Source organism: Kineococcus rubinsiae (assembly GCF_011839805.1).
Classification (GTDB): Bacteria; Actinomycetota; Actinomycetes; order Actinomycetales; family Kineococcaceae; genus Kineococcus; species Kineococcus rubinsiae.
Genome location: NZ_VWPY01000030.1, coordinates 1 through 15,827 on the forward strand (window position 1 = coordinate 1; position 15,827 = coordinate 15,827).

Genomic DNA, 15,827 nt, shown 5'->3' on the forward strand with positions numbered 1-15,827 from the left:
CGTGCGCACCCGCCGCGACGCGGCGGCCGAGGCGGCCGCCACCCGGGCGCCGGACGCGCCCCGCGACGCGGAGGCACCCGAGGCCCCGGCGGCCTCCACCGCCGTGACCCCCGCACCCGACGGCGCACCCGCCGACGCACCCGCCACCGAGCGCCCGAGCCAGGTGCGCTCGGTCGTGCACCTCCTGCTCGCCGCCGGGGTGCTGCCGCTGGTCTCCCTGGCGACCGGCCCGCTGCTCGCCCGCGTGCTGGGTCTGGAGGGCCGCGGTCACCTGTCGGCCGTCCTGGCCCCCGTGGCGCTCGTGCCGTACCTGCTGTCCTTCGGCCTCGGTGACGGCGCCGCCTACCTCGTGGCCCGCCGCGGCCGCCGGCCCGGCGACGTGGCCCTGGTCCTCGGCGGCCTCGGCGCCGCGGCGGGCGCGCTCGGCGCGGCCGTCCTGTGGCTGCTGGCCCCGGTGCTGCTGGCCAGGTTCCCCGAGGGCATCCAGCTGCTGCGCCTGCTGGGCCTGACGCTGGTACCCGCGATGGCCCTGTCGATCATCCAGGCCACGCGCGTGGGTGAGGGTCGCTACGACCTGCTCGCCGCCGAGCGGTGGATCTCCGGGCTGTCGCGGCTGGCCGTGCTGCTGGGGCTGGCCGTCGGCGGCGCCCTCACCGTGACGAGCGGCGCGTGGGCGCAGGTCGGCGTCCTGCTCGTCGCCCAGTGCACGGCGCTCGTGGCGCTGTCGCGGCCGAGGGCCCGCTGGCGGGAGGCCAACGAGATCGCCCGCTCCGGCGTCGCCTACGGCTCGCGGGCCTGGGGCGGCGAGCTGAGCGTCTTCATCGTGCTGCGCCTGGACCAGACGGTGATGCTGCCGCTGGCCGGCGCCAGCCAGCTGGGCCTGTACGTCGTCGCGGTCGCCCTCGCCGAGGTCCCGACCATGCTGCTGGGCGACCTGCGCCGGCTGCTGCTCACGGAGGTCGCGGCCACCCGCGACGCCCGGATCGCGGCCCGCGCCTGCCGCCTGGCCCTGCTCGCGATCGGCGTCCCCGTCGTGCTCGGCATGGCGGCGACCCCGTTCCTCATCCCGCTGCTGTTCGGCAGCGAGTTCGCCGGCGCGGTGCCGATGGCCGTGGTCCTGCTCGGCGCGTCGATGTTCTCCGGGCTCAACCTGTTCCTGGGCGGGTCCATCAGCGCCCTCGGGCGGCCCGGCGCGCAGTCCGCGGCGCAGGCCGCGAGCCTCGTGGTCGCCGTCCTCAGCATCGGCCTCATCGCGCCCTTCGGCGGGATGGGGGCCGCGTGGGGCAGCCTGGCCTCGTACCTGACGGGCAGCGTCTTCATGCTCGTCCTCTTCCGGCGGCTCACGGGCGAGCGCATCCGCGACGTCGTCGTGCCCCGCCGTGCCGACGCGGCCTTCCTCGCGTCCTCCGTCCTGCGCATGGTGCGCCGGCGTTGAGCACCCCGACCCGGCTGGCCGCCGGGACCCCCGCCCCAGACCCCGAACACCAGGAGAGTGCGAGCACCGTGGGATCGATCTTGCTGAAGGCTCTGCGGCGCCGCGCGTGGATCGTCGTGGTCTGCCTGCTGGCGGGCCTCGGCGCCGGCATCGCGGCCGCGACCCTCCTGCCCCGGACGTACGCGTCCACCACCCAGATCTACGTGTCGCTGGCGCCCACCGCCACGGCCGCGGACGTCTTCGGCAGCTCCAGCTTCCTGGAGCAGCGCGCGCAGACGTACGCGGAGCTCGTGCAGGGCGAGAGCTTCGAGCGGACCGTCCAGACGACGACGGGCGCGGCCGAGAAGCCCGAGCTCACCGCGCAGATCAAGGACAACACCGTCCTGCTCGCCGTCACCGCGCAGGCCGACTCCGCCACGCTCGCCCAGGCGGAGGCGAACGCCGCCGCGCAGCTGATCATCCAGCGCGCCGCCGCCCTCGAGGGGCGCACCGACGCCACCGCGACCCTGCTGCTGCAGATCGTGGAGCCCGCCAACCTCCCCGAGACCGCGGGCTTCCCGACGCCGCCGGTCCTCGTGGTCATGGGCCTCGTCGTGGGCCTGGTCGTCGGCCTCGCCGCCGCCGTGCTCGTGGCCCGGATGAACTCGACGCTGCGCCGCCCCGGCGACCTGCTCGACCTGTCCTCCTTCGAGCACACCACGTGGCTGCAGCGCCGCGGGCACACCCAGGACGACGCGCAGGCGCTCGTCGCCCTCTACCGCCAGCTCCTCAGCGGCGACCGCGGCGACGGCCAGACCCTCTTGCTCACCGCCTGCACCCCGGCCGACGCCGACACGGCGGCCGACCTCGCCAGCGAGCTGGCCGGCACCCTCGTCCAGGCCGGCCTCAGCGTCGCCGTCGTCGACCTGGGCCGCGTGCCCGAGACGCCCCGCCCCGGGCTGAGCGACCTCATCGACGGGGCCCCCGTCGCGGTCGCGGCCGTCCCGCGGCGCGACACCGTGCGCATGCTGCACGCCGGCACCCACCCGCTGCGCGTGTCGACCGCGACGGGCGCGGAGATCGAGCGGGCGCTGACCGCGCTGCTGCGCGAGGTCGACGCCGTGGTCGTGCTGGCCCCGCCGGTGGTGGCCGGCCGGCCCTTCCCGGCCGTGGCCTACGCCCGGGCCGCCGACGCCGTGCTGCTCGTCGGCACCCAGCGGCGCAGCTCCACGCGCGAGGTCGAGGCCGCCTACGCCGCGGCGTCGGGCTGGCAGGCGCAGGGCGCCGAGGTCGTGCTGGTCGGGCAGCGTGCGCGCACCAAGGGCACGCACGCCACCACTCAGCGCGAGGCCGTGGCCACCGCTCCCTGACGCTGCGCGAGCGCTTCGCCGTAGACGCCCAGGACGTCGACGGCGAAGCGCCGGATCGTCAGGTCGTCCAGACCCTCGGCGGCCGAGCTCGACAGCCGCTTCGCGAGGTCCTCGTCGGTCAGCATCGCCACGATGTGGCCGCCGAGGGCCTCGACGTCACCGGGCTCGCTGAGCAGGCCCGACCGGTCGTGCTCGACGAGGGTGGGGATCCCGCCCGCGCGCGTCGCGACGGGTGCGAGGCCGAAGCTGCGGGCCTCCGCGAGCACCAGCGCGGCCACCTCGCGCCGGCTGGCCAGGACGAAGACGTCCGCGGCGCGCAGCCAGGGCGCGGGCCGGGGGTGGAAGCCGACGACGTGGACGTGGTCGGCGTAGGAGGTCGCGTCGACCCGGCGCTGCAGCTCGTCGCGGTCCGGGCCGCCGCCGACGTAGTACAGGTGCGCCGCGGGGACCTCCGCGAGCACGGCCTCGAAGGCCTGCAGCAGGTCGTAGACGCCCTTGTGCTCGTACATCCCGCAGACCGTCACGACGGCCGGGTGCTGCACGTCGGGCACGGAGGCGTCGTCGGCGGCCGAGCGGGCGCCGCCGAGGATCCCCTGGCGCAGGACGTCGAGCTGCCGGTCGCCGCGGCCGGGCACGAGGCTGCGCAGGCGCGCGGCGTCGTGGAAGGCGATGACGCGGTCGGCCAGCGCCATCGCGCCGACGCCCTTCTTCTCCTCCAGGTGCAGCGTCGCGATCAGGACGTACGGGCGGCGCAGGCCGGCCCCGGCGAGGACCGCGCCCGTGAGGTTGTGGACGTGCACGACGTCGGGGCGCAGGCTGCGCACGAGGCTCGCCCAGCGGCGCCGGGCGCCGAGCAGGGACGCCGGGGTGCGCTCCTGCACCAGGACGACGTGGCGGACGCCGTAGCGCTCCAGCAGGGCCACCTGGCCGCCGCCCGCGCTCGCGACGACCACGTCGTGCCCCAGCGCGCGCTGCGCGCAGGCCAGCTCGACCGTGCTGTTGTTGATGCCGTTGCCGAGGTCCTCGACGTCGTTGAGCACGTGCACGATCGTCAGCCGACGCCCGTCCACGAGCACCTGGTCCGCACCCACCTGATCTGGACCCATCCGGTCCGGACCCACCTCGACGGGGTCAGCCACGACTGCACGCTCCTCGTTCTGGGCGACGACGCGGACGTGACGTCGCTGGAGGTCAGAACTCTAACGGCGACCGTGTCCACCGACTGCAGCCTGCGACGACGGCCGCCGACGGTCACCCGCACGGGTGAACCCCGCGCCGGAACGCCTCCGAGCCGACCCCCTTTCGGGGGGTTGGCCCACGGGCGCACAGGATTCCGTGACAGGATCCCTCCGCACCGTGAGGTGCAGTGCTGGACGGCGAGGTCCAGGTCACCGGGGGGTGGCGTGCCGAGGGGGTCTGGGTGCGCCGACGTCCTGGTCATGAGGCCGAGCGGGGGGAACTGCGCGCGGACCGGGGATGACCCGTCCGCGCTCGTGCCGCCGCCGGCGCAGCGAGTGACGGTGGAGGGGAAGCAGCGTGCTGGACCGAGGCGACAACGCCACGACGGAGACGCAGGAACGACCGGGGGGGTCCGGGGCTCGGCACCGGGCAGACACCACGCACGGGGGCACCGCCCAGGGGGACTCCCACCGCGAGCACGGCGACCGCGAGCGCAGCCGGGCGACCCGGCCCGCGGTCCCGGTCGCCGACGCGAACCACGACACCGCGAAGGGCCCTGACACCGGCGCCGTGGCGCGCACGGACGCCGCCCCGCGGCGCGGCCTGCTCGCGCGCAGCCGGGAGGTCGTGACCACGGTCCGCGGGCTGCGCGCCACGCGCGAGGACCCGGCCGTCCTGCAGTTCGGCGGGGCCGACTTCGTCCGCGCCGCCGCCTTCCTCTCCGACGTGCAGACGCCGCCCAGCAAGCTCCGCCGCCTCGGCGTGACGGTCCGCCGGCCCGACGACTCCGCGGTCACCCTGCGGCTGCTCGCCCTCCTGCCGCGCGTGGAGGTCACGCTGTCGGACACCCCCGTCGGGGCAGAGGCCTGGCGCTTCCTCGGCCGCAGCGTCGCGGGCGTCTCGCTGCCCCGCGTCGCGCAGTCCGTCCTGGCCCTGCCGGCCGAGCTGCCCGAGTACCTGCGCGGGCGCCCGCGCCAGGCCCTGCGCACGGGCCTGAACCAGGCCAAGCGCGCCGGGTTCACCTGCACCGAGCTGCTCACCCCCGAGGAGCGCTGGGGCGCGATCGCCGAGCTCGAGGCGGCCCGCGGCTTCTCCCTCGCCGAGGACGCCAACCTCCGGGGCGACCACCCGCGCTGGTTCGCGGCCCGCTCGGCCGACGGCGACCTCGTCGCGGTGGGGCTCGTCCTCGTCGACGAGCAGGTCGCGCTCATGCGCTTCCTCGTCGCCGTGGAGCAGGACAAGGGGGCCAGCGCGGCCCGCTACCTGCTGCACACCCACCTGGTGGAGCAGGCCATCGCGGGCGGCGCCACCACGATGATCGTCAACAGCCCGTTCGGCTGGCCGACGGGCCTGCACCAGTTCCAGCGGATCCTGGGCTACCGCGTCAGCAACGTCCTGGTCAGGCGGGCGAGTGGAACCGCTGCTGGGCGGGCTCCAGCCCCTGCGTGAGCAGGAGCTCCACGGCGTCCGCGGCGTCGGAGAGGAGGAACGGGAGTTCCTTCCTCTCCGTCGTCGAGAACTCCTTCAGCACGAAGTCCGCCGGGTCCTGGCGGCCGGGTGGGCGGCCGATGCCGACGCGCACCCGCGCGTAGTCCTTGCTGCCCAGCGACTGCGAGATCGAGCGCAGGCCGTTGTGGCCGCCCTCTCCCCCGCCGCGCTTGAGCCGGACGGCACCGAAGTCGACGTCGAGCTCGTCGTGGACCACGACGAGGTTCTCGACGTCGACCCCGTAGTACCGGGCGAGCCCGGAGACCTGGCCGCCGGAGACGTTCATGTACGACGTCGGCGCCGCGAGCACGGCCCGCGGGCCGGGCGCCCCGCCGGGCAGGGTGCCGAGGCGGACCTCGGCGACCCGCGCCTGCGAGCGGTGCCGCTTGAAGGAGGACCCGGCCCGCGTCGCGAGCTCGTCGAGCACGGCCTGCCCCACGTTGTGGCGGGTGCGGGCGTACTCGGACCCCGGGTTGCCGAGGCCGACGACGAGCCAGGTCCCCTCCGTCACCGGCTCAGGAGTCGCTGGACTCGTCGGACGCGGGAGCCTCGGTGGACTCCTCGTCCGTCGTGGGCTCGTCGCGGACGATCCCGGCCTCGGCCTCGAGGGCCTCGAGCTCGGCCTCGGCCTGCTCGGCGGTGACCTGGGCGCTGATGACGACGACCAGGGCCTCGGGGTCGGTCACGAGGGTGGTGCCCTCGGGCAGGGTGACGTCGGAGGCGGCGATCTGCGTGCCGGCCTCGAGCCCCTCGACGGAGACCTCGACGGCGTCGGGGATGTGGGTGGCCTCGGTCTCGACGGAGACCGTGGTGAGCTCCTGCTGCACGACGGTGCTGGGAGCGGCCTCACCCGTGAGGTGCAGCGGCACGTCGACGGTGACCTTCTCGCCGCGGCGCACGACGATGAGGTCGACGTGCTCGATGGTGCCGCGGATCGGGTCGCGCTGGACGTCCTTGGGGAGCACGAGGTGCTGCGCGTCGCCCAGGTCGATGTCGAGCAGCGCGTTGGAGTGCTTCAGGGCCAGCATCGTCGCGTGGCCGGGCAGCGTCACGTGCATCGGGGCCTCGCCGTGGCCGTAGACGACGGCGGGGATCTTGTCGGCGCGGCGGATGCGGCGGGCGGCGCCCTTGCCGAACTCGGTGCGCTGCTCGGCGGGGATGCGGGTCTCGGCCACGGGGGCTCCTGGTGTCTCGATCTCGGGCGGCGGTCGCTGGCACACCTCGGGAGGGCGCGCTACGGCGTCCACCGCGTCGATCACGGAGGCGCGCACGCTCTCCCTCGCCGAGGCAACTGCCGCCCAGTCTAACCCTGGACGGCAGTCGCCCCTCCACCCGCGCAGCGCGCACCGGCTCCGCGGGGACGGCTCAGCTGTGGCCGTCGAACAGCGACGTCACGGACCCGTCGTCGAAGACCTCGCGGATGGCCCGCGCGATGAGCGGCGCGATCGAGAGCACCGTGAGCTGCGGGAACGTCTGCGCCTCGGAGATGGGCAGCGTGTTGGTCACGACGAGCTCGGAGATCGGCGAGTTCTTCAGCCGGTCCACGGCCGGGCCGCTCAGCACGGCGTGGGTCGAGGTCGCGATGACGTCGGCCGCGCCGTTGGCCTTCAGCGCCTCCGCGGCCTGGACGATCGTGCCCGCGGTGTCGATGAGGTCGTCGACCAGGACGCAGGTGCGGCCGCGGACGTCGCCGACGACCTCGTGCACCTTCACCTGGTTGGGGACCGTGGGGTCGCGGCGCTTGTGGATGATCGCCAGCGGCGCGCCCAGGCGGTCCGACCACAGGTCGGCGACGCGCACGCGGCCCGCGTCGGGCGAGACGATGGTGATGTTCGAGCGGTCGACGCGCTTGCCGACGTAGTCGGCCAGCAGCGGCAGCGCCCAGAGGTGGTCGACGGGGCCGTCGAAGAAGCCCTGGATCTGCGCGGTGTGCAGGTCGACCGACATGATCCGGTCGGCGCCCGCGGTCTTGAACAGGTCGGCGATCAGGCGGGCCGAGATCGGCTCGCGGCCGCGGCCCTTCTTGTCCTGGCGGGCGTAGCCGTAGAACGGCGCCACCACGGTGATCTGCTTGGCCGAGGCGCGCTTGAGCGCGTCGACCATGATGAGCTGCTCCATGATCCACTGGTTGACGTTCGCCGTGTGGCTCTGCATGACGAACGCGTCGGCCCCGCGGACGCTCTCCTCGAACCGGACGTAGATCTCCGAGTTCGCGAAGTCGTAGGCCGACGTCGGGACGAGCTCGACGCCGAGGGCGTGGGAGACCTCCTCCGCCAGCTCCGGGTGCGCGCGCCCGGAGATGAGCACCATCCGCTTCTCGCCCGTGGTGGTGATGCCGGTCATGGGTCAGTTCTCCCTGCGGTCGTGGTCGCCGTCTCGGTCGCTGCCGAGTGCGCTGGTGGCGGTGGTGCTGGTCTCGGTGGCGTCGCCGGCGCCCAGGGCCCGGGCGGCGGCGTCGGCCGCGGGCGTGCCCGCGCGGTGCGAGGCGGTCCAGCCCTCGAGGTTGCGCTGCGGCGCGACGCTGATGGCCAGCGCCCCCGGCGGCACGTCCTTGCGGATCACCGTGCCGGCGCCGGAGTAGGCGCCGTCGCCGACGGTCACGGGCGCCACGAACATCGTGTCGGAGCCGGTGCGGACGTGGCTGCCGACCGTCGTGCGGCGCTTGGTGACGCCGTCGTAGTTCACGAACACCGACGAGGCGCCGATGTTGGAGTGCTCGCCGATGGTGGCGTCCCCGACGTAGGTCAGGTGGGGCACCTTCGAGCCGCGGCCGATGTCGGCGTTCTTCGTCTCCACGAAGGTGCCGATCTTGCCGTCCTCCCCCAGCCGGGTCCCGGGCCGCAGGAACGCGAACGGCCCGACGGTGGCGCCGGCGCCGATGACGGCGTCGCTGCCGTGGGTGCGGGTGACGCTCGCGCCCTCGCCGACCTCGACGTCGGTCAGCGTGGTGTCCGGCCCGACGACCGCGCCCGAGGCGATCCGCGTGCCGCCGTGCAGCTGGACGCCCGGCAGCAGGGTCACGTCGCGGTCGAGGACCACGTCGGCGTCGACCCAGGTGGTGCGCGGGTCGACGACGGTCACGCCGGCGAGCATCCAGCGGCGCAGGGTCCGGGCGTTGGCCTCTCCGGCTAGGTCGGCGAGCTGCGCGCGGTCGTTGACGCCGCGGATCTCCCACTCGTCCTCGACCGGCAGCGTCTGCACGCGCCCGCCCGCCGCGCGCAGGAGCGCCAGCACGTCGGTCAGGTACACCTCGCCGGCCGCGTTGTCGCGGCCCACCTGCGCGAGCGCCGAGCGCAGCGACGCGGCCTCGAAGGCGTAGACGCCGGAGTTGACCTCGCGCACGGCCAGCTGCTCGGGGGAGGCGTCCTTCTGCTCGACGATCGCGGTCACGCCGCCCGCGTCGCGCAGCACGCGGCCCAGCCCGGTCGGGTCGGCCACCTCCGCGGTCAGCACGGTCATAGCGTTGCCGGCCTCGGCGTGCGCGGCCACGAGGCGGCGCAGGGTCGCGCCCGAGAGGAGGGGGACGTCGCCGTAGGTGACGACGACGGTGCCCGTGAGGTCGGCGGGCAGGACCTCGAGGCCGCACTGGACGGCGCGGCCCGTGCCCGGCACGTCGTCCTGCAGGGCGGTGAGGACGTCCGGGTCGGCGGCCGCGACGTGCGCGGCGACGGCTTCCGCCTGGTGGCGCAGCACCACGACGAGGTGCTCGGGGCCGGCGGCGCGGGCCGCGGCCAGCGCGTGCTGGACGAGCGGGCGACCGCCGAGGGGGTGCAGGACCTTGGGCAGCGACGACTTCATCCGGGTGCCCTCGCCGGCGGCGAGGACGACGACGGCGGCCACCCCGCCCGGCTGCGGCGACGGGTCGGTGCTGCCGGCGTCGGCGACGGCGGGGACGGCGGATCGGGCGGGGGTGCTCACGCGCTGGGCGCTCCTCGCGGGCTCGGGGGCGTCGGAGGACGGACCGGTGGACGCGGCCCGGACCCGAGGATAACGGCCCCCGTGCCCGCTGCCGAACAACCGCCGGACGTTCGGTCCCCCGTCGGCGGGGAGACCACCCGTCTGCTCCCGGGGGAGGATTCGAACCCCCACTGGACGGCACCAAAGGCCGCCGTGCTGCCGTTACACCACCCGGGACGGCGGACCCGGCGAGCCGGGCCCCGACGCCGACCATCCTGCCAGCCCCGCGCGGGCGGCCCCTCCCGGACCGCGTCCGGCCGCCGCGCGCACCCCGCCACCTCGCGCGACCCGCCGCCCGCGGCCACCGGCGGGGGCCCCGACCGGCAGGATGGGCGCATGCCGCCCCGCCCCCGCTCCCGCATGACGGGTGGCGAGCGGCGCGAGCAGCTGATCGGCATCGGCCGCCACCTCTTCGCCGAGCGCGGGGTGGAGGGCACCACGGTCGAGGAGATCGCGGCGGCCGCGGGCGTCTCCAAGCCCGTCGTCTACGAGCACTTCCGCGGCAAGGAGGGGCTCTACGCCGTCGTCGTCGACCGCGAGATCGCCTCCCTGCTGTCCAGCATCGCCCGGTCGCTGTCCGGGCGGGGCAGCCCGAGGACGCTGCTCGAGCGCTCGACCATCGCTCTGCTCGACTACATCGAGGGCTCCACCGACGGCTTCCGCATCCTCGTGCGCGACTCCCCCGTCGCCCAGGCCACCGGCAACTTCGCCAGCCTCATCTCCGACGTCGCGGGGCAGGTCGAGTACCTCCTCGTGGACGCCTTCGCGGCGCGCGGCTTCCCGCCCCAGACGGCGTCGATGTACGCGCAGATGCTGGTCGGCATGGTCGCCATGACCGGGCAGTGGTGGCTGGAGACCCGCGAGCCGCCCAAGGAGGAGGTCGCGGCGCACCTCGTGAACCTCGCCTGGAACGGCCTGTCGGGCCTCGAGCGCTCCCCCGCGCTGTCCCCGAGCGGCCTGTCCTCCCGCCTCCCCTCCCCCCACGCTCCCGGCGCCGCAGCCGGGCGCGGCGGGGACGCCGACTAGGGTCCGGGACGTGCCCGATCCCGAGCAGACCGGTCCCGAGCAGGCCGGTCCTGGGCAGGCCGGTCCTGGGCAGACCGGTCGTCAGCGCACCGCCGCGGCGGACGAGGTCGACCGGATCGTCGCCGCGTGGCGCCGCGAGGCGCCGCAGCTGGACGTCGACCCGCTCGAGGTCCTCTCCCGCGTCGCCCGCCTCGCGCGCCACCTCGACCGCCTGCGCCGCGACGCCTTCGCCGCCCACGCGCTCGAGACCTGGGAGTTCGACGTCCTCGCGGCGCTGCGCCGGGCCGGCGCGCCGCACGAGCTCTCCCCCGGGCAGCTGCTCGTCCAGACGCTCGTCACGAGCGGCACCATGACCAACCGGGTCGACCGCCTCGTCACGCGCGGGCTCGTGCAGCGCCGGCCCGACCCGGCCGACGGCCGCAGCGTCCGGGTCCGGCTCACCGACGCCGGGGCGGAGGCGGTCGACGCGGCACTGGCGGACCTGGTGCGCGCGGAGCACCGGATGCTCGGCGTCCTCGCGCCGGAGGAGCGCCACGCCCTCGCGGCCCTGCTGCGGCGCGTCGCGGCCCCCTTCGAGGCCGCGGACGAGACCCACCCAGCCCCGAGGCCCCGGACGTGACACCGCCCCCGCCGTCGGGGACGGCGGGGGCGGTGTCGTGCAGGCGTGCGGCTCAGTAGGCGCCGCGACCCTTGAAGACCGCGCCGGCGGTCTTCCAGAGGATCATGAAGTCGAACGTGAAGGACCAGTTCTCGACGTAGCGGACGTCCAGGCGCACCGACTCGTCCCAGTCCAGGTCCGAGCGGCCGTTGATCTGCCAGAGCCCCGTCAGGCCGGGCTTGACCAGCAGGCGGCGGCGCATGTCGAGGCCGTAGGTGTCGACCTCGCGCTGCAGCGGCGGCCGCGGCCCGACGAGGGACATGTTGCCCAGCAGCACGTTGATGAGCTGCGGCAGCTCGTCGACGGAGTAGCGGCGCATGACGCGGCCCACGCGGGTGATGCGGGGGTCGACCTTCATCTTGAACAGGACGCCGTTGCCGTCGGTGGCGTCGCGCAGGTCGATGAGCAGCTTCTCCGCGTCGGTGACCATCGAGCGGAACTTGTACATCGTGAACGGCTTGCCGTCCTTGCCGATGCGCTCCTGGCGGAAGAAGACCGGGCCGCGGGAGTCCAGCTTGATCAGCAGCGCCAGCCCGGCCAGGACGGGGCTGAGCAGGAGCAGGGCGATCGCGGCCGAGGTGCGGTCCACGGTCGTCTTGGCGAAGCGGCGCATGCCGGTGAGCTCGGGGCGCTCGACGTGCAGCAGCGGCAGCCCGCAGACGGGGCGGATCGCGACGCGCGGCCCGATGACCTCCGTGAGCGCGGGCGCGACGACCAGGTCGGCGCGGGTGGCCTCCAGCTCCCAGCCGAGGCGGCGCAGGGCCGGCCCGTCGAGCTCGGGGCAGGCCGTGACGGCCACGACGTCGGCGTCCACGCTGGCGGTGGCGTGCCGGACCTCGTCGAGGCTGCCGATGACCTCGATGCCGAGGGCCGTGAGCTCCGCGTCCTGCTCCGGCGTGCCCTTGCCGCCGGGCACGCACGCCCCGACGATCCGCATGCCGTGGTAGGAGGCGCGGTGCAGCTGGCGGGCCATGCTCGCGACGGCGGCGCGGTGGCCGACGGCGACGACGGTCTGCCCCGCCTCCCCGCGCGCGCGGCGCTCGTGCAGCCGCTTGCGGGTGGCGTAGCGCCCGACCAGCGTCAGGAGGATCGCGATCGGGAAGGCGACGACGACGTAGCCGCGGGCGATGTCGAGGTCGAGGGCCCACGAGGTCGTCCCGAGGAGGGCCACGACGGCCAGGCCGGCCGAGAAGACGCGGTGGAACTCCTCGGACCCGACGCCCAGGAAGCGGGGCTCGTAGGTGCGGAAGGCGCCCATCGCCATCACCCAGATCACCGGCAGCAGGACGGCGCACGCCATGACGGCGCGTCCCGGGGTGGTCGTGAGGTCGGCGGGCTGGCCGTTGAAGCGGGCGAAGAAGCCCACGAAGGCGGCGAAGGCCGCGGCGACCGCGTCGACCGCGACGATCTGCTGGACGTAGTTGCGCTGCCAGGCGGGCGTGCGCTCGGCGGTGCCGAGGGCCACGCGCTGGCGCGGGAGGAGGAGCCGCTCACGGCGGAGGGCGTCTGCGTCGGCTGGCGACGTCCCGAGGAGCTCGTCCTCCAGCTCACCGACGTCGGACGTGGTTCCGGGCAAGTCGCTGATGCTCAATGTCCCCCCTGGACAGTGGTGCGAGCCCACCGGTGGACCGGCGGGCCTGCTGTGGTCATCGCCCCCGCGACCGACCCCTGCGAGGCACACAGTAGGGGGGCCGCACCGGGCCCCCGCAAGGTGCAGGGCCCGAAACGGGGCGGATCTCCCCCGTTCGCACCAGATGGCGGGTAGGGGTTGACGATCGGGTCAACGGGCCTCACGGAGGGTGACGGATTCACCCCCCGGGCGCCCGGGCGCTCACTCCACGAGGTCAGACGCCTCCAGCCACGACTCCTCGAGCTGCTCGCGCTCGGCGGCCAGGCCGCGGAGCTCGACGTCGAGGGACTGCACGGCCTCGTGGTCGGTCGCCTGCTCGGCCATGGCGGCGTGCAGCTGCGCCTCGCGCTTCGCGACCTTGTCGAGCTGGCGCTCCACCCGGCCCATCTCCTTGCGGGCGGCGCGCACCGCCGCGGCGTCGGGCGCCCCGGCGGCCGAGGCGGACGCCGAGGCCGCGGCGGTCGCGCTGCGGGCCTGCGTGCGGGCGTCGGTGATGGCGCCGGCCTTGGCCTCGGCGCGCCGGCGCAGGTACTCCTCGACGCCGCCGGGCAGGTCGCGCACGGTGCCGTCGCCCAGCAGGGCCACCTGGCGGTCGGTGACGCGCTCCAGCAGGTACCGGTCGTGGCTGACGACGACGAGCGTGCCCGGCCAGCCGTCGAGCAGGTCCTCGACGGCGGCGAGCGTGTCGGTGTCGAGGTCGTTGGTCGGCTCGTCGAGCAGGAGCACGTTGGGCTCGCCCATCAGCAGGCGCAGCAGCTGCAGGCGGCGGCGCTCGCCACCGGACAGGTCGCCCACGCGCGTCCAGGCCCGCTGGGCCGTGAAGCCCAGGCGCTCCAGCAGCTGACCGGCCGGCACGTCGCGGTCGCCCAGGCGGACGTGGCCCGCGACGCGCTCCACGGCCTCCAGCGTGCGCAGGTCCGCCACCTCGTCGAGCTCGCGGACCTCCTGCGTCAGCTGGGCCACGACGACGGTCGAGCCGCGCTTGACCCGCCCGGCGTCCGGCTGCAGCGCCCCCGTGACGAGGGCGAGCATCGAGGACTTGCCCGCGCCGTTGACCCCGACGATGCCCACGCGGTCGCCCGGGCCCAGCCGCCACGTGACGTGGTCGAGCAGCGTGCGCCGGCGCGGGCCCTCGCCGAAGGCCAGCGTGACGTCCTCGAGGTCCACGACGTCCTTGCCCAGGCGGGTGGTCGCCATCCGGGCCAGCGCGACGGTGTCGCGCGGCGGCGGCTCGTCGGCGATCAGCGCGGTCGCGGCGTCGATGCGGAAGCGCGGCTTGCTGGTGCGCGCGGGGGCGCCGCGCTGCAGCCAGGCGAGCTCCTTGCGCAGCAGGTTCTGCCGGCGCTCCTCGGTGAAGGCCTGCACGCGGGCGCGCTCGGCGCGGGTCTGGACGTAGGCGGCGTACCCGCCCTCGTAGGGGTCGACGACCCCGTCGTGGACCTCCCAGACGCGCTCGCAGACGGCGTCGAGGAACCACCGGTCGTGGGTGACGACCAGCAGCGCGCCCTGGCCGGGCGCCCAACGGGTGCGCAGGTGCTCCGCGAGCCAGGCCACGCCCTCGACGTCGAGGTGGTTGGTCGGCTCGTCGAGGATCACGAGGTCGTGCTCGCCGGCCAGCAGCGCCGCGAGCGCCACCCGGCGGCGCTGCCCGCCCGAGAGGGTGGAGATGGTCGCCTCGAGCCCGCCCACGTCGGCGGCGTCGAGCCCGCCGAGCAGGCCCGAGACGACGTCGCGCACGCGCGACTGCGAGGCCCACGCGTGCTCGGGGGCGTCACCCAGCACGGCCTCGCGCACGGTCGCGCCCGGCGGCAGCGGGTCGCCCTGCTCGAGCATCGCCAGGCGCAGGCCGCCGGTGTGGGTCACGCGGCCGGAGTCGGCCTCCTGCCGCTTCGCCAGCAGCCGCAGCAGCGTCGACTTGCCGTCGCCGTTGCGGCCGACCACGCCCGTGCGGTCGCCCTCGGACAGGCCCAGGGACACGTGGTCGAGCAGCAGGCGGGAGCCGTGCACGACCGTGAGCGCCTCCGCGCTGACCAGGTTCGTCAGGTTCGGGTTGGCCACGGTTCAGTCGTCTCCCTCGGAGCGTTCGGGTGCGGGCGGGCTCGTGCGGACGTCGGCGGGACCGGCGTCGCGCGCGCCCTGGTCGGTCACCGCGGTGGCGCGGACGGCCTCGAGGACGTGCGCCCCCAGGACGGGACCGGACGCCGTGCGGACGTGCTGCGCGCCGTGGCGGTCCGTCAGCGCCGCCGCGAGGTCCGCGGCAGCCGCCGGGGACTCGGCCAGGAGGGCCACGGTGGGGCCGGAGCCCGACACGACGGCGGCCATGGCCCCGGCCGCTCGACCGGCCTCCATCGTCCCGGCCAGGTGCGGGGCCAGCGAGAGGGCGGCCTCGGCGAGGTCGTTGTGCAGCGCGGCGCCCAGCTGCGCGGGGTCGCCCGCGCGCAGGGCGGTCTCGACGGCCCGCAACCGCCGGACGTCGCCCAGGTCGCTGCCGCCGTCGCCCGTCAGCCGGTCGAACTCGCGGAACACCGCGGGGGTCGACAGGCCCACGGGCGAGGTGACGAGGACCCAGGAGAAGGTGGCCGTCGTCATGACGGGGACGAGCCGCTCACCGCGGCCGGTGCCGACCGCGGTGCGCCCGTGCAGCGCGAAGGGGACGTCCGAGCCGAGCTCCGCGGCCAGCTCGCCCAGCTGCTCCAGCCCCAGGTGGGTGCCCCACAGCGCGTCGGCGGCCACGAGCGCCGCGGCGGCGTCCGCCGAGCCTCCGGCCATGCCCCCGGCCACGGGGACGCCCTTGTGCAGGTGCAGGTCGAGCGCGCCCCCGGTGCCGGTGCGCTCCGCGAGCAGGCGCACGGCGCGCACCGCGAGGTTGGAGCCGTCCAGCGGGACCCGGCTGACGTCCGTGCCGTCGGTGCCCGTGACGCGGACACGGCCGGCAGGCCCCTCGGCGAGGCTGGCGCGGACGTCCTCGTGCAGCGACAGCGCCTGGAAGACGGTCAGGAGGTCGTGGTAGCCGTCGTCGCGTCGCGGGCCGACCTGCAGCAGCAGGTTGACCTTGGCGGGGGCGCGGGCCGTGACGGCCGCGCCGGGAGCAGGACTCGGCACGTC

Annotated in this window: 13 protein-coding genes and 1 tRNA gene; 5 read left to right on the top strand and 9 right to left on the bottom strand. The window is 75.5% G+C overall.

The window, feature by feature from the left end:
- Nucleotides 1-1,435, top strand: a 1,435-nt coding sequence (locus tag F1544_RS14420; RefSeq protein ID WP_167586545.1) for a lipopolysaccharide biosynthesis protein, incomplete at its 5' end; no start/stop codon positions are given.
- 68 nt (nucleotides 1,436-1,503) lie between these two features.
- Complete coding sequence (locus tag F1544_RS14425; protein WP_167586547.1) at nucleotides 1,504-2,784, top strand: Wzz/FepE/Etk N-terminal domain-containing protein; 1,281 nt, start codon at nucleotides 1,504-1,506, stop codon at nucleotides 2,782-2,784.
- Here the strand turns inward: F1544_RS14425 and F1544_RS14430 are convergent.
- Nucleotides 2,754-3,923 (bottom strand): glycosyltransferase family 4 protein, encoded by a 1,170-nt coding sequence (locus F1544_RS14430; RefSeq protein WP_167586549.1) that lies wholly within the window; start codon nucleotides 3,921-3,923, stop codon nucleotides 2,754-2,756. The two genes, F1544_RS14425 and F1544_RS14430, sit on opposite strands and share 31 nt — an antisense overlap.
- Nucleotides 3,924-4,320: 397 nt before the next feature.
- On the opposite strand from F1544_RS14430, the gene F1544_RS14435 reads away from it, so the two are divergent.
- A complete protein-coding gene (locus tag F1544_RS14435) occupies nucleotides 4,321-5,412 on the top strand; it encodes a hypothetical protein (protein WP_167586551.1) in 1,092 nt (363 codons plus the stop codon).
- On the opposite strand, the gene pth is transcribed toward F1544_RS14435, so the two are convergent.
- The 5 genes from pth to F1544_RS14460 form a co-directional block, all read right to left on the bottom strand.
- Entirely contained in the window at nucleotides 5,363-5,962 is a 600-nt protein-coding gene (gene pth / locus F1544_RS14440; RefSeq protein ID WP_167586553.1) for an aminoacyl-tRNA hydrolase, read from the bottom strand. The genes F1544_RS14435 and pth overlap by 50 nt on opposite strands.
- Nucleotides 5,963-5,966: 4 nt before the next feature.
- On the bottom strand, nucleotides 5,967-6,626 hold the full coding sequence (locus F1544_RS14445; RefSeq protein WP_167586555.1) for a 50S ribosomal protein L25/general stress protein Ctc: 660 nt from the start codon (nucleotides 6,624-6,626) through the stop codon (nucleotides 5,967-5,969).
- A gap of 190 nt (nucleotides 6,627-6,816) precedes the next feature.
- The gene (locus tag F1544_RS14450; RefSeq protein WP_167586557.1) at nucleotides 6,817-7,794 is read right to left on the bottom strand and encodes a ribose-phosphate diphosphokinase; all 978 of its coding nucleotides are present in this window, start codon (nucleotides 7,792-7,794) and stop codon (nucleotides 6,817-6,819) included.
- 3 nt (nucleotides 7,795-7,797) lie between these two features.
- On the bottom strand, nucleotides 7,798-9,291 hold the full coding sequence (gene glmU / locus F1544_RS14455) for a bifunctional UDP-N-acetylglucosamine diphosphorylase/glucosamine-1-phosphate N-acetyltransferase GlmU (protein ID WP_373368084.1): 1,494 nt from the start codon (nucleotides 9,289-9,291) through the stop codon (nucleotides 7,798-7,800).
- A 222-nt stretch (nucleotides 9,292-9,513) separates the two neighbouring features.
- A tRNA-Gln gene (locus F1544_RS14460) sits at nucleotides 9,514-9,585 on the bottom strand.
- A 159-nt stretch (nucleotides 9,586-9,744) separates the two neighbouring features.
- Between F1544_RS14460 and F1544_RS14465 the strand changes: the two genes are divergently transcribed.
- Both F1544_RS14465 and F1544_RS14470 read left to right on the top strand, forming a co-directional pair.
- Nucleotides 9,745-10,434, top strand: a complete 690-nt coding sequence (locus tag F1544_RS14465; protein ID WP_208971903.1) for a TetR family transcriptional regulator — start codon at nucleotides 9,745-9,747, stop codon at nucleotides 10,432-10,434.
- Nucleotides 10,435-10,549: 115 nt separating this feature from the next.
- Nucleotides 10,550-11,053: a MarR family winged helix-turn-helix transcriptional regulator gene (locus tag F1544_RS14470; RefSeq protein WP_167586646.1), complete on the top strand. Its 504-nt coding sequence runs from the start codon at nucleotides 10,550-10,552 to the stop codon at nucleotides 11,051-11,053.
- A gap of 52 nt (nucleotides 11,054-11,105) precedes the next feature.
- Here F1544_RS14470 and F1544_RS14475 read toward each other — a convergent pair whose 3' ends face one another.
- From F1544_RS14475 to F1544_RS14485, 3 genes are all read right to left on the bottom strand, one after another.
- Nucleotides 11,106-12,668 carry a sugar transferase gene (locus tag F1544_RS14475; protein ID WP_244308669.1) on the bottom strand — a complete coding sequence of 521 codons (1,563 nt, stop codon included), beginning with the start codon at nucleotides 12,666-12,668 and terminating at the stop codon, nucleotides 11,106-11,108.
- Between the two features lie 255 nt (nucleotides 12,669-12,923).
- A complete protein-coding gene (locus F1544_RS14480) occupies nucleotides 12,924-14,765 on the bottom strand; it encodes an ABC-F family ATP-binding cassette domain-containing protein (RefSeq protein ID WP_167586650.1) in 1,842 nt (613 codons plus the stop codon).
- Between the two features lie 18 nt (nucleotides 14,766-14,783).
- The gene (locus tag F1544_RS14485) at nucleotides 14,784-15,824 is read right to left on the bottom strand and encodes a 4-(cytidine 5'-diphospho)-2-C-methyl-D-erythritol kinase (protein ID WP_167586559.1); all 1,041 of its coding nucleotides are present in this window, start codon (nucleotides 15,822-15,824) and stop codon (nucleotides 14,784-14,786) included.
- Nucleotides 15,825-15,827 lie beyond the last annotated feature (3 nt).

Coding starts and splice junctions, on each gene's coding strand:
- F1544_RS14450 (WP_167586557.1), bottom strand. CDS start 7,794: ATGACCGGCATCACCACCACGGGCGAGAAGCGGATGGTGCTCATCTCC.
- F1544_RS14465 (WP_208971903.1), top strand. CDS start 9,745: ATGCCGCCCCGCCCCCGCTCCCGCATGACGGGTGGCGAGCGGCGCGAG.